Origin of the sequence: Bacillus sp. AFS040349, assembly GCF_002577655.1 — a bacterium.
Taxonomy (GTDB): domain Bacteria; phylum Bacillota; class Bacilli; order Bacillales; family Bacillaceae; genus Metabacillus.
This window is the reverse complement of record NZ_NUMC01000040.1, coordinates 46,918-67,735: the sequence shown is the minus strand read 5'-3', so window position 1 is coordinate 67,735 and position 20,818 is coordinate 46,918. Positions and strand designations below refer to the sequence as shown.

Annotated in this window: 16 protein-coding genes, 1 pseudogene and 1 riboswitch; of the genes and pseudogenes, 13 read left to right on the top strand and 4 right to left on the bottom strand. The window is 35.3% G+C overall.

Features of this window, described 5'->3' with window-relative positions:
• Positions 1-55: 55 nt before the first annotated feature.
• From COD11_RS09885 to COD11_RS09870, 4 genes and pseudogenes are all read right to left on the bottom strand, one after another.
• Positions 56-738 (bottom strand): annotated as a pseudogene (locus COD11_RS09885) (DUF4956 domain-containing protein).
• Between the two features lie 78 nt (positions 739-816).
• Positions 817-1,515 (bottom strand): polyphosphate polymerase domain-containing protein, encoded by a 699-nt coding sequence (locus COD11_RS09880; RefSeq protein WP_098796592.1) that lies wholly within the window; start codon positions 1,513-1,515, stop codon positions 817-819.
• Between the two features lie 221 nt (positions 1,516-1,736).
• Positions 1,737-3,041 carry a sensor histidine kinase gene (locus COD11_RS09875; protein ID WP_098796591.1) on the bottom strand — a complete coding sequence of 435 codons (1,305 nt, stop codon included), beginning with the start codon at positions 3,039-3,041 and terminating at the stop codon, positions 1,737-1,739.
• A complete protein-coding gene (locus tag COD11_RS09870) occupies positions 3,034-3,720 on the bottom strand; it encodes a response regulator transcription factor (RefSeq protein WP_098796590.1) in 687 nt (228 codons plus the stop codon). The genes COD11_RS09875 and COD11_RS09870 overlap by 8 nt, the downstream gene beginning before the upstream one ends.
• A gap of 454 nt (positions 3,721-4,174) precedes the next feature.
• Between COD11_RS09870 and COD11_RS09865 the strand changes: the two genes are divergently transcribed.
• The 13 genes from COD11_RS09865 to COD11_RS09810 all read left to right on the top strand — a co-directional run bounded on the left by COD11_RS09865 (position 4,175) and on the right by COD11_RS09810 (position 20,774).
• Entirely contained in the window at positions 4,175-6,271 is a 2,097-nt protein-coding gene (locus COD11_RS09865) for a carbohydrate-binding domain-containing protein (protein WP_098796589.1), read from the top strand.
• A gap of 236 nt (positions 6,272-6,507) precedes the next feature.
• Entirely contained in the window at positions 6,508-7,251 is a 744-nt protein-coding gene (locus COD11_RS09860) for a (Fe-S)-binding protein (RefSeq protein ID WP_098796588.1), read from the top strand.
• Entirely contained in the window at positions 7,232-8,656 is a 1,425-nt protein-coding gene (locus tag COD11_RS09855) for a LutB/LldF family L-lactate oxidation iron-sulfur protein (RefSeq protein ID WP_098796587.1), read from the top strand. Before COD11_RS09860 ends, COD11_RS09855 begins: the two co-directional genes overlap by 20 nt.
• A 1-nt stretch (position 8,657) precedes the next feature.
• Complete coding sequence (locus tag COD11_RS09850) at positions 8,658-9,374, top strand: LutC/YkgG family protein (RefSeq protein WP_098796586.1); 717 nt, start codon at positions 8,658-8,660, stop codon at positions 9,372-9,374.
• Between the two features lie 107 nt (positions 9,375-9,481).
• Positions 9,482-11,551 carry a bifunctional aldolase/short-chain dehydrogenase gene (locus COD11_RS09845; RefSeq protein ID WP_098796585.1) on the top strand — a complete coding sequence of 690 codons (2,070 nt, stop codon included), beginning with the start codon at positions 9,482-9,484 and terminating at the stop codon, positions 11,549-11,551.
• Between the two features lie 217 nt (positions 11,552-11,768).
• Entirely contained in the window at positions 11,769-12,539 is a 771-nt protein-coding gene (locus tag COD11_RS09840; RefSeq protein ID WP_098796584.1) for a DeoR/GlpR family DNA-binding transcription regulator, read from the top strand.
• A 770-nt stretch (positions 12,540-13,309) separates the two neighbouring features.
• Entirely contained in the window at positions 13,310-14,275 is a 966-nt protein-coding gene (locus COD11_RS09835) for an AraC family transcriptional regulator (RefSeq protein WP_098796583.1), read from the top strand.
• A 159-nt stretch (positions 14,276-14,434) separates the two neighbouring features.
• On the top strand, positions 14,435-15,850 hold the full coding sequence (gene rhaB / locus COD11_RS09830; RefSeq protein ID WP_098796582.1) for a rhamnulokinase: 1,416 nt from the start codon (positions 14,435-14,437) through the stop codon (positions 15,848-15,850).
• A 5-nt stretch (positions 15,851-15,855) separates the two neighbouring features.
• Positions 15,856-17,109, top strand: a complete 1,254-nt coding sequence (gene rhaA, locus COD11_RS09825) for an L-rhamnose isomerase (protein ID WP_098796581.1) — start codon at positions 15,856-15,858, stop codon at positions 17,107-17,109.
• 72 nt (positions 17,110-17,181) lie between these two features.
• Positions 17,182-17,343, top strand: coding sequence for a hypothetical protein (locus tag COD11_RS26795; protein WP_176551036.1), 162 nt, complete (start codon positions 17,182-17,184; stop codon positions 17,341-17,343).
• A 459-nt stretch (positions 17,344-17,802) separates the two neighbouring features.
• Positions 17,803-18,444, top strand: coding sequence for an RNA polymerase sporulation sigma factor SigH (gene sigH, locus COD11_RS09820; RefSeq protein ID WP_098796580.1), 642 nt, complete (start codon positions 17,803-17,805; stop codon positions 18,442-18,444).
• Positions 18,445-18,658: 214 nt separating this feature from the next.
• A riboswitch (purine riboswitch) is annotated at positions 18,659-18,760 on the top strand.
• A 78-nt stretch (positions 18,761-18,838) separates the two neighbouring features.
• A complete protein-coding gene (locus tag COD11_RS09815) occupies positions 18,839-20,134 on the top strand; it encodes an NCS2 family permease (RefSeq protein ID WP_098796579.1) in 1,296 nt (431 codons plus the stop codon).
• 268 nt (positions 20,135-20,402) lie between these two features.
• Positions 20,403-20,774 (top strand): sensory rhodopsin transducer, encoded by a 372-nt coding sequence (locus COD11_RS09810; protein WP_098796578.1) that lies wholly within the window; start codon positions 20,403-20,405, stop codon positions 20,772-20,774.
• Positions 20,775-20,818 lie beyond the last annotated feature (44 nt).

Below are 20,818 nucleotides of genomic sequence, written 5' to 3'. Positions count from 1 at the left end.
TACTCTTTAAAAAAGAATACGAGCAAAGACTTGGAGTCTAAGCTCGTATTTACACTTAAGCAGTGAAATTGCCATCATAACTTAGCATGACTGCTGATTTAACAGATTCCATCTCAGAAATATTATTAATAAATCCTAAATCAGAATCTTTCACACGAATTTCGTACGTAATTTCAAAGTCATCACCAGGCATAACAGATTTAGACTTAACTGTATGCTTTTGTGAGCTTTCTGCCACAACATGTTCAATTGAATTTTCAATCGAAATATCATTATATTTCACGATTAAAAGATAAGGATTTTCAATTTTGATTTTATTAACAAAGATAAGTAATACAGCTCCAATTAAGATCGAACCAATAATAACTAATGGAATAAAGCCTGCTCCACATAAGATACCAGAAACAATTGCCCAGAAAATATACACAATATCCATAGGATCTTTAATAGGTGTTCTAAAACGTACAATCGATAACGCACCAACCATACCAAGAGATAACAGAACGTTAGATGAAATACCCATGATAATTAAAGCTGTTGCCATTGACATAACAATTAACGAAATATTAAATGTGTGTGAGTAAATAACACCTGAGAATGTTTTTTATACACCCAATAAATAAAGAGTCCTACAGCAAATGCAACAAGTAACCCAATTAGTGAATCTACTACTGAGAAACTACTCGTTTTTTCTAAAATGCTAGATTTAAAAATATCATTAAAATTTAAGTTTTCCATTTTATATTTCCTCCAAGGTCCAATTCTTTTTAATTTGTTTGTTAGTGTCTAGCTTCGGGCGCCCTAAGCTTTTCTATATTAGCCGTACATTCTACTAATTTGATATTTCGAGTAAGCACCGGCTCTTAAGTTGCTTACTTGAAGCAAATGTTTAATCATGCTTGGCAAATATTCATCAAATTTGACTTCGAGAACGACAATATCAGGATTTGTATCGATCATCGCCAAATCTGGGTTAAGAACATCATTATTTCGAAAGCTCGTTCGAATAGAGCTATCAAAGGTAATGCGAACATTTCCGTATTTATAAATGAACACCTCCCTTTCATAATCAACAACGGTTACTGGTTTTAACTGAAACAAATTCATTTGATGAAATAATTCTTGTATAAGTGTTCTTGAATCATGTTCCATCCAACTAATGTTTCCAAACCGTATTTGTTCATATTCCTCAGCCGTTATTCGGCATTTTTGTTTGAAAGTGAGGTTGTTTCGTTTGCTCTTTTTTTCTAAATTCAAATAGCTTGTATTAAAGTCATATAATCTAACGCGAAATTTATCACGTTCGTAGTAACCTTCTTTTTTCTGATTTAATACTTTATTTTCGAAGTTATCGAAATAAACACTTCGTATTAAATATTTACCATCACGATTAGCGTGAGGATCTACTTCCATATAATGTTTTAGTTTATTCCGAAGCAGGTAGCATTCCATTTGGGTCATTTCATGCTTTAATTCTCTTCGGCCTTTTGTGCCATTCAAGTTCATAGCTTTCATGATCTGTCTCCTTTTCTCAACTTCCTTGAAACCCATTATTAAGGACGAACCTTAAACCAACCTTAAAAGTTTTAAGTTTTAGGAAAAATTGTTTTTAAATATAGGAATTTTGAAATTCAAAATGGGGATAGAAAGGTGATAGAGCGATTCTAAAAGCTATCTACTAGATTTTAGAAAAATAAAAAAGCTATCAAAATATTGATAGCCTGTAAAAATTCTATTTATTTTTTAGGTAATTTCACGGTAAAAGTTGTTCCTTTATGTTGATTTTCACTAACACTAATTGAGCCGTTATGCTGTGTGACAATCCATTGAGCAATGGAAAGACCAAGTCCGGAGCCGCCAGTTTCCCTCGAGCGTGCTCGGTCTTCACGATAAAAGCGATCAAAGATATATTTCATGTTGTGTTTGTCAATTCCGATTCCTGTGTCAGTAACCTCAATTACTACTTTGTAATCTTCGTTATAGGTTTTTACTCCAATGCTATCCCGCTCAACTGTGTATTTTAATGCATTATCAAGCAAGATGACTAATAGCTGATGAAGACGCTGCTCATCTGCTTCTATCTCAATTTTACTATTTAACTTTAACCAAACAAGTTTTTCTTGAGACTCGGCAATGTCTATATAAGGATTGCAGACCTTGTTAATAAAGTTGTCTATACTAACAGGTTGCTTATTTAGCTGTGATTCTGCTGAATCAGCTCTTGCTAATGTTAAAAGATCAGATGTTAGCTTCGATAATCTTCTAGTTTCAGATAGACTAAGGGCAATGTTTTCGAACTTATTCATAATTTTTTCTTGAGGTGCAGTAAGCAATAGCTCTAGTTTGTTTTGGATAATAGTAAGAGGTGTTCGTAATTCATGTGATGCATTCTCGACAAACTCTGTTTGCTTGTTCCAGGACTTTATTATGGGCTTCATCATTCTTTTTGAAAGAATATAGCTAGCTGAGATTGATAGAATGATGAAAATCGAAGAACAAATAATAATTAACTTCCCAAAGTTAGCTAGAATGGTTTGTTCAGGATCTGTATTAATTAAGAGCTGTACATATTCAACCTCGTCACCTTCAGTCTGATCTTCAAAAACAATGTAACGGAAGTTATAAAGGTCATTAATGGTCATATTTGTAATAACATTTACATTTTCTTTATCTAGCTCATAATTCTGAAAATAACTTTCATAAATGGTTGTTCCAATTTCATTTTGATTTACGATCTCACCTTCATTATTCCAATGTAGCATCATAATTCTTGGGTTTGGATTATTAGGGCCTTTTCTTTCATTAGGATTTTGCGGACCATCATCATCGTCAAAGCGAGGGGGACGTGCTTCTTCATCTGGAATAACATCGCTCACTTTCTCTTTAAAGGAAAATAGTTCCTCGTCTGTTTGGGTAAAAAGAGTGCTCTTCACCTGACTAAAAATAATAACACCAAAAATAGTGAAAATTACCGTGAAAGAAATGAAGCTAAAGATCATGAACTTTAGCTGTTCTTTTCTAAAAACCTTTTGTTTAACCATGATCATTACCACTATCGGTTAGCATGTAGCCTAATCCGCGAAAAGTTTTAATATACGAATCATAGTTGAATTTCTTTAATGTTTTTCTTAAATTGCTTGCATACACCTCAACAACTGTAGTTGAAGTATCGGATTCAAAGCCCCAAATTCGGTCGAAAATTTGTTCTTTTGTTAAAATCGTGTTCTTATTATTAATGAAGTATTCAAGTAAATCAAACTGTTTGCCGTTTAATTTTACATGCTCTTCACGTATATAAGCTGTTTTATTTTTCAGGTTCATTTTTAATTCTTTGAAGGAAATGACATTCTCTTTTAAATCTGCGCCAGATCTTCTAACAATAGCTTCTAATCTTAAAAGCAGCTCTTCCCGATGAAATGGTTTTACAAGGTAATCATCTGCTCCAACCTTAAAGCCCTTAATTTTATCATCTATGCCATCTTTAGCTGTAAGCATAATAACAGGTGTGGTAATTTGCTTTTTCCTTAATTCTTGTAAAACTTCGTACCCGTTCATATTTGGCATCATAATATCTAAAATAATGCAGTCAAAAATGTTTTGCTCTGCGAGAAACAATCCTTCTTCACCATCAAAGGCTTGTTCTGTTTCAAACATTTCCTGTGTTGTTTCTTTTATTGTTTCAGATAAGAAACGATCGTCTTCTATAATTAGTAACTTCATTATTTGTGTTCACCTTCTTTGATTTTTCTTTAATGATATCTTTGAATAGATTTGATTATAGAGGTAATGAATGAAAATGCAAATTGTTTTTTATGCTCTCCTACATTTGGCAGGTGGATCTGCAGGGCAAAACTAAGTGGATCCATTTGATGAACGACAAACCAAGCAGGAAACAGAAGGGTGAATGTCGTTCATAGCGTTGATGAACGACAAACCAAGCAGGAAACAGAATGGAAATGTCGTTCATACGTAAAAAATTCATACTCGAATGAGGTCAATTAACATTTTGACCATACCCAATCTATAATCAAAATTAATAAATTAGAAAATGTAAATATTATTAAGTTTTTTAAGGTTTTGTTAAGGTTCATGAAAGATAATGTAAATCACCGGGAAAACAGACCCTGTTTTAGCCCATTTGAAAATCTTAACAAAAGAAAAAGGAGATATAAATATGAAGCTTTTAAAAGTAGCCTCACTTCTAATGTCATCAACACTATTATTTGCATGTGCAAATAATTCAACAACAGGCACAACTAATAGCACAACAACAGAAACAGCAAGTTCAGACATAGGAGAACTTAACACTTTAATTAGTGAATCTGTTTCCTATAAAGACGATGACTACTATACGAACTATGAAGAAGAAAATCCAACATACATTGAATTAAAAGGCTCTGATGTAAGCTTTGATTCAAATGCATCGGTTCTCTATTCAGTTAATACCTTAACAATTAAAACAGGTGGTACTTATGTGTTAAGCGGAAATTTGGAAAACGGTCAAATCGTTGTAGATGCGGAAGATAAAAATACAGTAAGGCTTGTGTTAAACGGAGTTACGATCGGTTCCTCAACAAGCTCAGCCATATATGTTCTTAACGCTGAAAAAACAACCATTTCTCTAGTTGAAGGAACAGAAAATGTCATAAATGATGCATCTGAATATGTTTATGAAAATTCATCTGAAGACGAGCCTAACTCAGCCATTTATAGTAAAGACGATTTTACGATAAATGGAACAGGTAAACTTATCGTTCATGGAAATTATAATAATGGAATTTCTAGTAACGATAAACTAAAGATTACAGGTGGAGATATACAGATTGATGCTGTTGATGATGGCATAATTGGACGAGACCTTGTTGCAGTAAAAGAAGGAACAGTAACAATTGATGCAGGAGGAGATGGAATAAGGTCTACTAATGATGAAGATGAATCAAAAGGTTCTATTGTCATTGAAGGGGGCACTTACGATATTGCATCAGAAAATGATGGAGTACAATCTGTTGCTTCATTATTAATATCAGAAGGTACTTTTAACATTACGTCTGGTGGCGGAAGTCCTGAAACAATAACAGTTGCTAACGATATGATGGGTAAAATGCGTGGACAAGGTGAAGCGACAACAACTACAACAACTACAACAACTACTACCACTGAATCCGAAAGTTATAAGGGATTAAAAGCTGTTACAGATATAGTGGTTGGTGGAGGAACATTTACAATTGATTCAAAAGATGATGCTGTACACAGTAACAATACAATAACCCTAGCTGGCGGGGACTTAACGATAGCCTCTGGGGATGATGGAATTCATGCAGACACTTCGCTTGTCACATCAGGTGGAAATATTGAAGTTACGAAAAGTTATGAAGGCATGGAAAGTCAGCTAATCACAATCAATGGTGGAGACATAAACCTCACAACAAGTGATGACGGCATTAATGTCGGTGGAGGGAATGATGGTTCTGGTATGGATATACACTCAGCCTCTGAAAATAACCTGTTACAAATTAATGGTGGTCATATTGTTGTGAATGCTGAAGGTGATGGCCTCGATTCAAATGGATATATTGAAATGACAGATGGAACGGTTCTTGTAAATGGTCCTACAGGAAATGGGAATGGATCGCTTGATTATGGTGGAAGTTTTACGATGAGCGGTGGATTTTTAGTAGCAGCTGGAAGTTCTGGCATGCTGCAAGCTATTGCAGAAGATTCTACACAAAATGGAATTTTAATGACATATCCAGAAGCGCAAGTAGCTGGAACGATCATTCACCTGGAAGATAGTGAAGGGAACAATATCCTAAATTTTGCTCCGGCTAAAGACTATCAAGCAGTATTCATTAGTTCACCACAATTAACGAAGGAAAGCTCATATTCTCTTTATTCAGGAGGAACAGCTATTGGAGAAGAAGTAGATGGACTATACACAAATGGTGAATATGAAGCAGGAACCAAAATAGTTGATTTCACGATTGCTGATACTGTAACTTGGTTAAATGAATCGGGAGTGACAACTGCACAAAGCTCGGGAGGTCCAGGTGGCTTTGGTGGAGGTGCCGGTGGAACAGGAGAAAGACCGCAAATGGGTAGTCGAGGAGACATGTTTGCAGACATGGATGAAGAAACAAGAGAAGAAGTAGAAGCAATTATGGAACAACAAAGATCAGGTGAAATTACTCAAGAAGAAGCTCAAGCTCAGCTAGAAGAGCTAGGCGTGGAGATCCCAATGATGGGTGAGCGACCACAAATGAATGAAAACTAAATGATGAATTTTAAGAGTAGAGGTATGAGAATACTTCTACTTTTTTTATTTGTGATTTTTGATGCTAACCAAATAGTACTAAAAACAAAAAATGTCGATAACAAAATTAAATCAACATATAATCATTAAAATTCACACAAAACAAAAATAAACGGTATTAAAACAAAATAAAAAGTAGTATAATCTATATCAAAGGAATCAAAAGGATTGGTTAAATAAGAGTGGGGGTTATTTGAATGAAGGTCTCTCTTTTTATTACATGTCTTGCCGATGTGTTTTATTCCAATGTTGGTAAGCATACTGTAGAGCTTTTAGAAAAACTCGGTTGTGAAGTGGATTTTCCAGAGCAACAAACTTGCTGTGGACAGCCTGCCTATAATAGCGGATATCATAAGGAAACTAAAGAAGTGGCTAAGCATATGATTCGGACGTTTGAAAAATCAGATTATGTTGTAGGTCCTTCAGGGTCTTGTGTAGCGATGCTTCGTGAATATAGTCATTTGTTTAAAGATGAACCGGTTTGGATAGAAAAAGCAGAAAAATTAGCGGATAAATCTTACGAATTGACACAATTTATTGTTGATGTGTTAAAAGTAGAAAACGTGAATGCTAGTTTACCAGCTTGTGCAACTTATCATAAATCCTGCCATATGACACGCTTACTCGGAGTAAAAGATGCTCCAGGAAAGCTTTTAGAACAGGTAGAAGGTTTGGAAGTAAAACCTCTTCCTAATAGTCATGATTGCTGTGGATTTGGTGGGACATTCTCAGTGAAAATGGTCCCTATTTCAGAGCAAATGGTAGATGAAAAGGTTCGACATGTTGAAGAAACAGGTGCTGAAGTGCTCATTGGCGCTGATTGTGGCTGCTTAATGAATATCGGAGGAAGAATTAATCGTAAAGGTAAACCTATTAAGGTGATGCATATAGCAGAAGTATTGAATAGTGAGGTGAAGCAAGATGGCCATGAAAATAAGTGATGATAAGTTCTTTGATCGTGTTGATAAAGGTGTAAACAATACATTTATGCGAAGCGCTGTTGCATCCGCACAAGAAAGAATGCAAGGAAAACGACTAACTGCAACAGAAGAGCTTGGTAATTGGGAAGAATGGAGAAAGCTTGGGGAAGAAATAAGAACACATACACTAGAAAATCTGGATTACTATTTAGAACAACTTAGTGAAAATGTTGTGAAACGTGGAGGTCATGTGTTTTTTGCTTCAACAAAGGAAGAAGCAAATGAGTACATTACAAAGGTAGCAAAAGAAAAGCAAGCAAAAAAAGTGGTTAAGTCAAAGTCAATGGTAACAGAGGAAATTCATTTAAACAGCGCCTTAGAAAAAGCTGGCTGTGAAGTAATTGAAACGGATTTAGGAGAATACATTCTTCAGCTTGATGATCATGATCCACCATCACATATTGTTGTACCTGCTCTTCACAAAAACAAAGAACAAATTCGTGATACGTTTAAAGAAAAACGAGGCTATGATAAATCAGAAATTCCAGAAGAACTTGCTCTTTTTGCTAGAGAACAATTAAGACAAGAATTCTTAAGTGCAGATCTTGGTATTACAGGGTGTAACTTTGCTGTTGCGGATTCTGGCTCTATTAGTCTTGTAACGAATGAAGGAAATGCGGGTCTTGTAACCGCTTTACCAAAAACGCAAATTACAGTTATGGGAATGGAGCGAATCGTTCCATCTTGGGAAGAGCTAGATATCATGGTAAGTCTACTTTGCAGAAGCTCTGTTGGACAAAAATTAACTAGTTATATTACTGGGTTAACTGGACCAAAAGATGAAGGAGACGTTGATGGACCTGAAGAATTCCATCTCGTTATCGTGGATAACGGACGGTCAAATATTTTAGGAACTGAGTTCCAAAGTGCCTTACATTGTATTCGTTGTGCAGCTTGTGTGAATGTATGCCCTGTTTATCGACATGTTGGTGGACATTCGTATGGCTCAATTTATGCAGGACCGATTGGTGCGGTATTATCTCCATTGCTAGGCGGATATGAAGATTATAAGGAGCTACCTTATGCATCATCATTATGTGCAGCCTGTACAGATGCCTGCCCTGTAAAAATACCTCTTCATGAACTCTTAATTAAACATCGTAGAAAAATTGTTGAAGATGAAAAGAAATCACCATTTGGAGAAAAGCTAGCAATGAAAGGGTTCCAACTTGCAGCGAGCTCACCAAGTCTTTATAAAACAGGAACAAAATCTGCTTCTTCCGTTATGGCACCATTTACAAAGGAAAATAACATCCAAAAAGGACCTGGACCAATGAAGCCATGGACAGATGTGCGTGATTTTCCAGCTCCAAGTAAAGAAAGATTCCGGGACTGGTATAAAAAGAGAGAAAAAGGAGGGGAATAAGATGGCAGAAGGACAAATTCATCATCGAGATTTCTTTCTTAGTACGGTTGCTGAAAAACTAGGAAGAGAAAGAAGAAAAACAGTCACAAAACCACAATGGACAACAACCCCTCAGTTTGAAGTGTTAAAAGATGCATCACAGGATGAATTAGTGGAAGTACTTAAAAAGCATTGTGAAGTCATTCATACTCAGTTTATTGAAACGAGCTCGGACAAACTAACAGAGAAAATTCGTGGAGTTTTTGAACAGTACGAAGTAGCTAGTGTTGTTACATGGGAAGATGAACGTCATAAAGAGTTTGGGTTAGCAGAAAATCTATTAGACAAACTTCCCCAAGAAAATATTGATGTTCATATTTGGGATCCTGCTCTTAAAGAGAAAAATATTGAAGCAGCTGAAAAAGCAGATGTGGGCATCACTTTTAGTGACATCACGCTTGCAGAATCTGGGACAGTTGTGCTATTTAGCAGTGAAAACAAAGGAAGATCTGTTAGCTTATTACCGAAAACGTATATTGCCATTGTTCCAAAGAGCACATTAGTCCCTAGAATGACGCAAGCAACTGCGTATATTAACAAACAAGTTAAAGAAGGCAAAAACATTTCATCTTGTATTGATTTTATTACAGGTCCAAGTAATAGTGCCGACATTGAATTGAACCTGATTGTTGGGGTTCATGGACCGATTAAAGCAACGTATATTCTTGTTGATGAATAAATTCAAAAATAAACAAAAAACATATTCAAAAATAAACAAACATAGTATATAATAAAAAACAGATAAACAAACAAAAACAGATACGAAACAATAGAGGAGGAAATAAAGTGGTACAAAGTTTATGGAATAAAGAAAAAGCAGCTTCATTATCTCAAGGAGTAGAAGAGCTAGTATATCGCTCTAATTTAATTGGTTCAGATCGTGCTGTATGTAACTGGGGTGGCGGGAATACGTCAATGAAAACAATTGAAAAAGATTTCCGTGGCCGTGATGTAGAAGTGATGTACGTTAAAGGTAGTGGATCAGATTTAGCGACAATGAAAGCACACAACTTCACTGGTTTAAGAATGGAAGATATTCGTCCATTAATCGAACGTGACGAAATGTCAGATGAAGAAATGGTTGCTTATCTTGCACATTGCATGATCGACAGCAAGCATCCACGTGCATCAATTGAAACTCTATTACACGCATTCTTACCGTTCAAGCATGTTGACCACACACATCCAGACGCAATCATTGGTCTTTGCTGTGCAGACAATGGTCGTCAAATTGCTGAAGAAATTTACGGAGACCGTTTTGTTTGGGTACCATATGTACGCCCAGGATTCACACTTTCAAAAATGATCGCAGAAGGTGTTAAAAACAATCCAAACGCAGAATTAGTATTAATGGAAAAACACGGTCTTGTTGTTTGGGGAGAAACAGCTGAAGAAAGCTATGAAAAAACGATTTCTGTTATTAATGAAGCAGAACAATATATTCAAGCTAGATTAGTAGAAGAAAATGTATTTGGTGGACAAAAATTCGAAGCACTTTCTGAAGAAGATCGCAAAAACGTTTTAGCACAAGTTATGCCAGTTATCCGTGGTGCGGTTAGCGAAGAAAAGAAAATGCTATTAACTTATGATGATGCAGAAGATGTTCTACAATTTGTAAACAGCAATAATGCTAAAGAATTATCACAAGTTGGTGCAGCATGTCCAGATCACTTAGTTCATACAAAAATGACACCATTATTCATTGACTGGAATCCACAAACTGAAGATGTTGCTAGCTTAGTAGAAAAAGTAAAAGCTGGAATCGAAAGCTTTAAAGAAGAATACAAAACATACTTTGAGAGAAACAAAAACGAAGGTGACAAAATTTCTGAAACAGCTCCACGTGTTATTTTAATTCCTGGTATCGGAATGGTAAACACAGGTAAAAACATCCCAATGGCTAACGTAAGTGGTGCTTTATATCATCGTGCAATTGCAGTTATGAAACGTTCTACAACTCTAGGAAACTTTGTTTCTTTAAACGAAAACGAGTCATTCAATGTTGAATACTGGCCATTAGAGCTTTACAAATTATCTTTAGCTCCAGCAGAAGCTGAGTTCTCAAGACAAGTAGCATTTGTAACAGGTGGTGCTGGTGGTATCGGTAGTGAAACTTGCCGTCAATTTGTAGCAGAAGGTGCTCATGTTGTGATCGCAGACCTTAACCTTGAAGGTGCTCAAAAGGTAGCAGCAGAAATCAATGAGCAATACGGAGAAGGTCGCGCTTTAGCTGTAAAAATGGATGTTACGAGTGAAGAAGCGGTACAAGAAGCATTCAAGCAATCTGCTCTAACATACGGTGGTGTTGACATTATCGTAAACAATGCAGGTTTAGCAACTTCAAGCCCATTTGATGAAACAACATTAAAAGAGTGGAACTTAAACATGAACGTTCTAGGAACTGGTTATTTCTTAGTAGCTCGTGAGGCGTTCAAACAAATGAAATCACAAGGTACTGGTGGAAACATGGTCTTTATCGGTTCTAAAAACTCTGTATATGCAGGTAAAAATGCAGCAGCATACAGCTCTGTTAAAGCTATGGAAACTCATCTTGCAAGATGTATTGCAGCAGAAGGTGGAGAATTTGGAATCCGCGTAAACTCTGTTCTTCCTGATGCAGTACTTCAAGGATCTTCCATTTGGGGATCAAGCTGGAGAGAAGAACGTGCAGCAGCATACGGTATTCACCCGGATCAATTAGAAGAGCACTATCGTAAACGTACAACATTACTAGTGAACATTTATCCAAAAGATATTGCACAATCCATTCTATTCTTCGCTTCATCTAAATCAGACAGAACAACTGGATGTATGTTAACAGTTGATGGTGGAGTGCCAGCAGCATTTACTAGATAATAAGAAAACATACAAGGTGTAACAGAAGATCATTTCTATTACACCTTGTTTTATAGACAAAAATGTAAGCGCATAATCACTAAAACCAATGCGTTCTACCCTATTCTATGTCATAATAATATCTAGAGCCTACAAGCGTAAGATCTGACTCTTTAAGCAAGTAAGCTCATCCTCATCATTATTTTTTTCATTGAGAGTTTTTAGGAGGCAAACCGAGATGCTTGTAGCAGAAAGACACCGAAAAATCGTCGATGTTGTAAATGAGAAATTAAGTGTCCGAGTTACCGAATTAAGTAAAATTTTTAAGGTAACAGAGGAAACAATCAGACGCGATTTGGAGAAATTAGAAAAAGAAAATCAATTACGCCGAAGTCATGGCGGCGCAGTTAGTATACAAGATGAACAAACAGAAGTTTCTTATACAGAAAGAGAAATTACCAATGCTACCGAAAAAAGAGCAATTGCTTTAGAAGCGGTAAAACTCATTCATCCTGGTGATCAGATCGTACTAGATGCCAGCACAACAGCATGGTATATGGCAAAAGAAATGCCGGACGTCCCATTAACTGTGTTAACAAATTCTATAAAAGTAGCAGTAGAGCTTAGTAAAAAAGAACAAGTTCGTGTGATTTCCACCGGCGGAATGCTTCAGCCAAAGTCATTATCCTATGTTGGTCCATTAGCAGAAAGGTCACTTAATATGTATCACGTAAATAAAGCATTTATTTCGTGTAAAGGTGTTCATATTGAAGCAGGATTAAGTGATTCAAACGAATGGCAGGCTCTTTTAAAAAGACAGATGATGTCAATATCAGATCAAACGATATTAATGGCAGATTCTACGAAGTTTGGAGTACGAACGTTTGCGCACATTACAGATATTCAGAAAATCAGCTACGTAATCACTGACTCACTAATCGAAGAAAGCTATTGCAGTGGGCTAGAGGAAAAAGGTGTACAGTTTAATTCAGTGATGGTAAACGGATAACACATTTGTATGTTATCTAGGTTTCACTTTAAAATCACCTCTATTTTAAGCCAATTTATATAGAGGAATTTTGTCCTTCATTACTGATAGAGATGAAGGGCTTTTTACTCTCTTAATGAGTTTTTAAGATATTGAAGCTATGTTTGAGGCGAGTGCTGGTTGAGTTTTCTTTAGTGGAATGAATCGGAAAAAAAGTGAGGAGAAGAGAGAGCAGCCTTCTCGGTAGTGCCGGAATCGGGACAAGAAAAGAGCTAAAGATCGGGCATCTGTCCCGACAGTGCCGGAATCGAGACAAAAACAGTTTCGAAGAGTGGGAAACTGTCCCGATAGTGCGGAAATCGGGACAATAACAGTTACAAAGAGTGGGAAACTGTCCCGATAGTGCTAGAATCGGGACAAAAAGAGTACCGAAGAGCGAGTATCTGTCCCGATAGTGCGGAAATCGGGACAAAAACAGTTGCAAAGAGTGGGAAACTGTCCCGATAGTGCTAGAATCGGGACAAAAAGAGTACCGAAGAGTGAGTATCTGTCCCGATAGTGCGAAAATCGGGACAAAAAGAGTACCGAAGAGCGATCCTCAGTCCCGATAGTGCCAGAATCGAGACAAAAACAGTACCAAAGAGCGAGCGTCTGTCCCGATAGTACCGAAATCGAGACAAAAAAGAACCAAATAGAAAGTGCCTGTCCTGATCCTAAGTAACTTATAGGACCTCACACTATAACATTATAAAATACTAGAATCACATATATCTCAAAAACGAGGGTTTAAGATGAAATCCAATCTTTTAGAAGAGCTCATGCAATTAAATGATGAAGAAAAATTGATTCTTCAGCAAAAACACGAGGTTCAAAAGGAGCTCTACACGAGCCAGGAAAGCTTCGTTGTTGAGGGTGAAAAATTTCTAAACAATAATACGATGATTATGGTAAGGAAGCATACGAGATTTGTACATTTTCCGAAGCATAAGCATAATTATATTGAAGTGAATTATGTGTTTAACGGCTCACTGAATCAAACGGTTGGGAACGAAAGGTTAGAGCTTATAAAAGGTGATATTCTATTTCTCAACCAGCATATTGAGCATGAACTCGATGCTTGTGAAGAAGAAGATATTATTATTAATTTTATTATAAAGCCTGAATTTTTCTCGTTTGTTTTTTCTTATTTAACGACTGAGAATTTAATAACGAATTTTTTAATTAATAGTTTATTCGATCACACACAAAACGGACAATATCTTTATTTCGCTGTATCGGAAATAGAGAGTATCCAAGAATTGATAGGAAAAATTATAGTTGAAATTATGAATCCTTCGATGATGTCAGAGTCAACGATAAAATTGTATATGGGTTTATTAATGGTTGAGCTTATTAAAAACTCTGATAAAGTTAAATATAAAGATGAGACTCACAGACATCACATTATTGTTGAGTCATTAAAATATATTGAAGAAAAATACCAAGATGCGTCTTTATATGAGTTATCAGAAAAACTTCAGCAGCCTCATTACACGTTAAGTAAAGAAATAAAAAAAGCTACTAGTTATACTTTTAAGGAGCTTGTACAAGAAAAAAGATTAAGCGTGGCAAAGGATTTATTGGAAAATACAACACTAGCAATTACCTCGATTATTGAAGAGGTTGGGTATGAAAATATTAGTTATTTTTATCGAGTATTCAAAAGCAAATACGGATATACACCAAAGAAGTTACGTGAACAACTAACAAAAGGCTAGCTATATCACTACTTGGAATTAGTAGGGGATATAGCTTTTTTATTTTTTATGAATTTGGCAAATAAGGACAATAAAATTGTTTAATCACGATATAGGAAACCATAATAAACTAGTTTATTATGTAATAAAGCAAGCGTTTTCAATGAAGAGGTGAAGAAAATGACAAAATATAGCTTAGCGGTAGATATTGGGGCTTCAAGCGGAAGATTAATTCTTGGCCATATTGAAGATGGCAAATTACAACTAAATGAAATACACCGTTTTGAAAACAATATCGTGAAAAAGAATGATCACTTTTGTTGGGATATTGAAACCTTATTTTCTGAAATCAAAACAGGAATTAAAAAGTGTCATGACCTTAATATAAAGCCAGATAGTATTGGCATTGATACATGGGCGGTTGACTTTGTTCTATTAGATGAACATGACAATTTATTAACAGATGCTGTAGCCTATCGTGATCCTCGTACAGATGGCATGATGGAGGAAGTATTTACTATCATTCCAAAAGAAAAACTATACTTTGAGACTGGTATTCAATTTCAAAAGTTTAATACAATTTATCAATTATATGCATTAAAACAAAAATCACCTGATGTGCTGAAAAAGGCAAAATCATTTTTAATGATCCCTGAGTATCTTAATTTTTTACTAACTGGTAAAAAGGCTAACGAATATACAAATGCTACTTCAACACAATTAGTAAATGCATTTACTAAGCAGTGGGATCATGAATTACTTGATAAATTAGGTATTAACAAAGAAATGTTTCATGAAATACTACCTCCTAAAAACGTTTTAGGAACATTGTCAGAAGAGCTAGTATCAGAATTTGGTTTTGATATGAACGTAGTTTTACCTGCAACACATGATACTGGTTCTGCTGTAATCTCAGTTCCTGAATTAGAGGATACGATTTATTTAAGCTCTGGAACATGGTCATTAATTGGAGTGGAAAATCGTTTTCCAATTTGTGTTCCAAAGGCACTTCAATATAATTTTACAAACGAAGGCGGCATAGACTATCGCTATCGTTTCTTGAAAAATATTATGGGACTTTGGATGATTCAAGAAGTAAAACGTAACTATCATGATGAAATTTCTTTTGCTGAATTTGTAGAGTTGGCTGAAAAAGAAGAGGATTTTCAATCTATCGTAAATGTGGATGATGATCGCTTCTTAAAGCCTGAAAATATGGTAAGTGAAATTCAAAAATATTGTAAAGAAACAAACCAACAAGTCCCTCAAACACCAGGACAGATTGCGAAATGTGTATATGATAGTTTAGCAGATAGCTATAAACGTGCGATCAGTGAAATAGAAGAAATATTTGAGAAAAGCTTTCCAAGAGTGAATGTAATTGGTGGCGGTTGTCAAAACGAAATGCTTAATCAATTACTTGCAAATGTAACAAATAAAGAAGTATGTGCAGGTCCTGTGGAAGCAACTGCCATTGGAAACATTGTGGCACAACTTATGGCATTAGAAGAAGTGGAACATATTCAACAAGCTAGAGCATTAATCAAAGGTTCATTCGAAGTAAAAACATATAAACAACAATACGTGAGAGGATGAGTATTATGTCAGTTAAAGAAAGCTATGAATTAGCAAAAAAGGAATATGAAAAATGGGGAATTAATGTTGATGAAGTGCTTCAACAACTACAACAAGTACCAATCTCAATTCATTGCTGGCAGGGCGATGATGTTGGTGGCTTTGAAGTAAACAAAGGGGAGTTATCTGGAGGAATTGACGTTACAGGAAATTACCCTGGCAAAGCTAGAACACCTGAAGAATTAAGAAGTGACTTAGAAAAGGCTTTATCATTAATTCCAGGAAAACACCGTGTAAATCTTCATGCTATTTATGCTGAAACAAATGGTGAAGCTGTAGAGCGTGACAGATTAGAGCCTAAACACTTTGAAAACTGGGTGAACTGGGCAAAAGAACACGGACTAGGACTTGATTTTAATCCAACATTATTTTCACATGAAAAATCTACTGATGGCCTAACACTATCACATCCAGACCCTGAAATCCGTGAATTTTGGATTAATCACTGCATTGCTAGCCGAAAAATTGCTGAATACTTTGGTAAAGAATTAGGAACACCAGCTTTGACGAATGTTTGGATTCCTGATGGTTATAAAGATGTACCAAGCGATCGTCTAACACCAAGAGTTCGATTAAAAGAGTCTCTAGATAAAATTTTTGAAGTTGAAATTGATGAGCAATACAATATCGATGCTGTAGAAAGTAAATTATTTGGCATTGGTTCAGAGGCATATGTTGTTGGATCTCACGAATTTTACATGGGTTACGCATTAAAAAATAACAAGCTATGCTTATTAGATACTGGACACTATCACCCAACTGAAATGGTATCTAACAAGATCTCTTCTATGCTTTTATACAGCGATAAACTAGCATTGCATGTTTCAAGACCAGTTCGTTGGGACAGTGACCATGTGGTTACACTTGATGACGAGCTAAAAGAAATCTCACTTGAAATCGTTCGTAATGATGCATTAGACAAAGTGATGATTGGTCTTGATTTCTTCGATGCAAGCATTAACCGTGTAGCAGCATGGACAATCGGAACTCGTAATATGATTAAATCTTTACTATACGCAATGCTTGTACCAAACAATCACTTAAAACAGCTTCAAGAAGAAGGAAACTTTACGGAAAGATTAGCTTTAATGGAAGAGTTTAAAACATATCCGTTTGGAGCAATTTGGGATTACTATTGTGAGCAAATGGGTGTTCCTGTGAAGGAAACTTGGTTGGAAGATGTTAAAAAGTATGAGAAGGAAGTTTTGTCGCAAAGATAATTAAATATGTCAAATTGAGAAAAGCACAACAAAAATGATATTGCGTTGTGCTTTTTTTGATTTTCACCATGGATGTATTTATGGTATCCAATTGATGAAGGAGAAGTAGTTGAAGATGGAGATCGAACGCAAATTATGCTTGGCGATCCATTAAATTTGATGCTGATAATATTGCAGAATGGAAAGACGTTTATTAAGAACTTTGTGTTTCAGTTGCTGCTAGCAAATGAGTGAAGATTTTGAAATAATGTAGGTAAGTTCTCAAAATTTCAGAGAACTTATTTTTTATTTCTTGTCATTATTTCCCGAAAAATAATCTTAGGTGATCACTAAAACAATTATCTTCCTTCTAAATGACAATATCTATGATTTTTTCGAGTGTTTTTACTTCATTTCTTTACATGAAAATGCAACAAATTGAAAATAAACCTATTGAATGATAGATCTAATCAAAAAATTTATAAAAATTGTAGTTAGTGTTTATATTTCGACAACGTTTTTATTTTTAACCCCTTATACTTATATCTACATCACATTTGTCTGTGAAAAATAGTAAAGAAATTATTTAGGTTAGTAGCGTGGTATTTAGTATAGATATATTTCTTTTTAAACTAGTAAACTAGTGAAAATTTAAAATAAGTATAAGCTCGAAATGGGCTTAATTTAAGAAGAGTATGGAGGGAAATCAAATCAATGAACACTGTATTAGAACCAATTGTCGATTATGCTGGATTAGAGGATAGAGTGTTGGTCGAGATGGCTCATAATGGTGACAGCGAGTCATTGTCCTTTTTAATTAATAAGTATCAGCATTTTGTGCGCTCGAAGGTTAGACCGTATTTCTTAATAGGAGCCGATAAAGAAGATCTTGTTCAAGAAGGAATGATCGGGTTATATAAGGCGATTCGTGATTATCGTGAAGACAAAATGGCTTCTTTTTATGCATTTGCAGAGCTTTGTATTTCTAGACAAATTATAACTGCAATTAAAACTGCTTCTCGCCAAAAACATGGTCCATTAAATTCATCTATTTCCTTGGACAAGCCTCTTACTAATGAAGATTCTAATTATACGTTGATGGATATGATTGCAGGGGAAAAAGTAACTAATCCTGAATCTTTGCTTATTAATAAGGAAAAAGTGAACGAAATAGAACGGAAGATTGATGAATTGCTGAGTGATTTGGAAAGAAGAGTATTAACTCTATATATGGACGGACAATCATATATGGAAATATCAGAAGAATTGAATACACATGTTAAATCAATTGACAATGCTCTTCAGCGTGTAAAACGAAAACTAGAACGTCATTTTGAGATTAGTAAGGTTGTATGAGTAAAGATAGCAGGAAGAAATAGTTGGTTTTAGTGTTCATTGTTGATTGATGCCCTGTTACATAAACTAAATAATAAAAAAACCTCAGATGAATTTTGGGTCATCTGAGGTTTTTTTATTGTTCAAAGAAAAAGTAACATAGCCCTAGCTGATCGTGTAATCCAAAATATTTACATTGACTCAACTACTATTTTTCTCTATAATATCAACTTATATTAATATAATATATCAACCTTGTATATGTTTAGGGATATGGCCTAAACGTTTCTACCAAGCTACCATAAATAGCATGACTACAAGGATTACATATGTAATGTCGATATGTAATTCTTGTTTTGTGTGCTTTAGGGTAATTCAACTCTAAAGCTTTTTTAGCATAATTCAGGAGGTCAACATGAAGCAATTCTTTCAGTTTTCAGATCGACAAACAGCTTATCGACAAGAATTTCTTGCAGGTATAACAACCTTTTTATCAATGGCATATATATTAGTTGTTAATCCAATTGTATTATCAGAAGCAGGCATGGATAAAGGGGCTGTTTTTACAGCAACAGCAGTCTCGGCGATTATCGGTACGCTATTAATTGGGATTTTAGCTAACTATCCGATTGGGATAGCACCTAGTATGGGGCTAAATTCATTTTTCACCTATTCAGTTGTTATTGGGATGGGCATTCCTTGGCAAACAGCTTTAACTGGTGTATTTATATCAGGTGTTTTGTTCGTTTTGCTAAGCATTTTCAAAATTCGTGAGAAAATCATTGAAGTGATTCCTCAGGATTTAAAATATGCAATTGGTAGTGGAATTGGATTTTTTATTGCTTTTATTGGCTTGAAAAATTCAGGGATTGTAGTGGCAAATCCAGCAACATTTGTTTCGTTAGGAAATATTCAATCTGGTCCAACTTTATTAGCGGTTGTTGGTTTTATAATTACCGTTATTCTAATGGTGAAAAATGTTCGTGGGGCTATCTTTTATGGAATGGTGATTACATCTATTTTAGGAATGTTTTTCGGTATAATCGAAAAGCCTAAAGCTATTATTGGTGGGATTCCTAGTTTAGAGCCAACATTTGGTGTTGTTTTTATGCAGTTGGGAGATATCTTTTCAATTGAGTTAGTAGCTGTTGTATTTACGTTTTTATTTGTAGCATTTTTTGATACAGCAGGCACATTGATTGCAATTGCAAACCAAGCGGGATTAGTGAAGGATAATAAAATTCCCAAAGCTGGACGAGCACTATTAGCAGATGCTTCAGCATCAGTTGCAGGGTCAGTTCTAGGTACGTCAACAACAGCATCATTCATTGAGTCATCAGCAGGAATAGCAGCAGGTGGAAGAACTGGTTTTACTTCCGTTGTGATTTCTGGAATGTTTGCTATTGCACTATTTTTCTCGCCTTTACTTTCTATTGTAACGTCAGAGGTAACGGCACCTGCTTTGATTATTGTTGGTACATTAATGGCAAGTGAAGTACGTCATATTAAATGGGAGCGTTTTGAGATTGCGATTCCTGCATTTGTAACGATAATTATGATGCCACTAACTTACGGTGTAGCAACTGGTATCGGTCTTGGTTTTATTATGTACCCTATTACAATGATTGCTATGAAAAAGCAGAAGGAAATCAGTCCAATCGTCTATGTTTTAGCACTTATTTTTATTGCCTATTTTGCATTTGTTATATAAGATTGAAAGTCTTCTCGTTTTAGAGAAGGCTTTTTATTTTGAAACAGTTATTAGAAATAGAAACACTGTTTTCTAATCATGATCATCGGAAAATTAAATGTATTATTGAAAGTGCTTCCATTATAATGGAAGGTAGCTAACTGCACTTTTAGCAAATTCTTATCTTGTATCTGTTTAGTAATAAGAACCTACTCTTATTTACTACCAATCATGATATTATTAAAACATGGAGTATTATCGTACTTTTTAAAAGTTGGAGGTTATGTTAATGAATAATCAAAAAGGCGAGAAACATTGGATCATACCAGATGGATATATACCACCATTAAGCTCAGGGGAACTTCTTAGCCATGAATCTATTTGTATTTTAAACTGCAATGGTCAAGATGCAAAACTTGAAGTTACGATTTATTTTGAGGATCGAGATCCGATCGAGAAAATTCCTGTCATTGTGCAGGGCAAGAGAAGTAAACATTTACGTACAACAGCACTGGAGCTTAATGGAGAAACGATTCCAACAGGTGTTCCTTATTCAATTGAAGTGGAAAGTGATCTGCCAATCATTGTCCAATATAGTCGATTGGATTCAACTCAACCAGGCCTGGCACTAATGTCTACAATGGGATATCCTTTGAAATGAATTGAAAGCGGTTACTAGCAAATTATGATATTGGAGTTCTAATA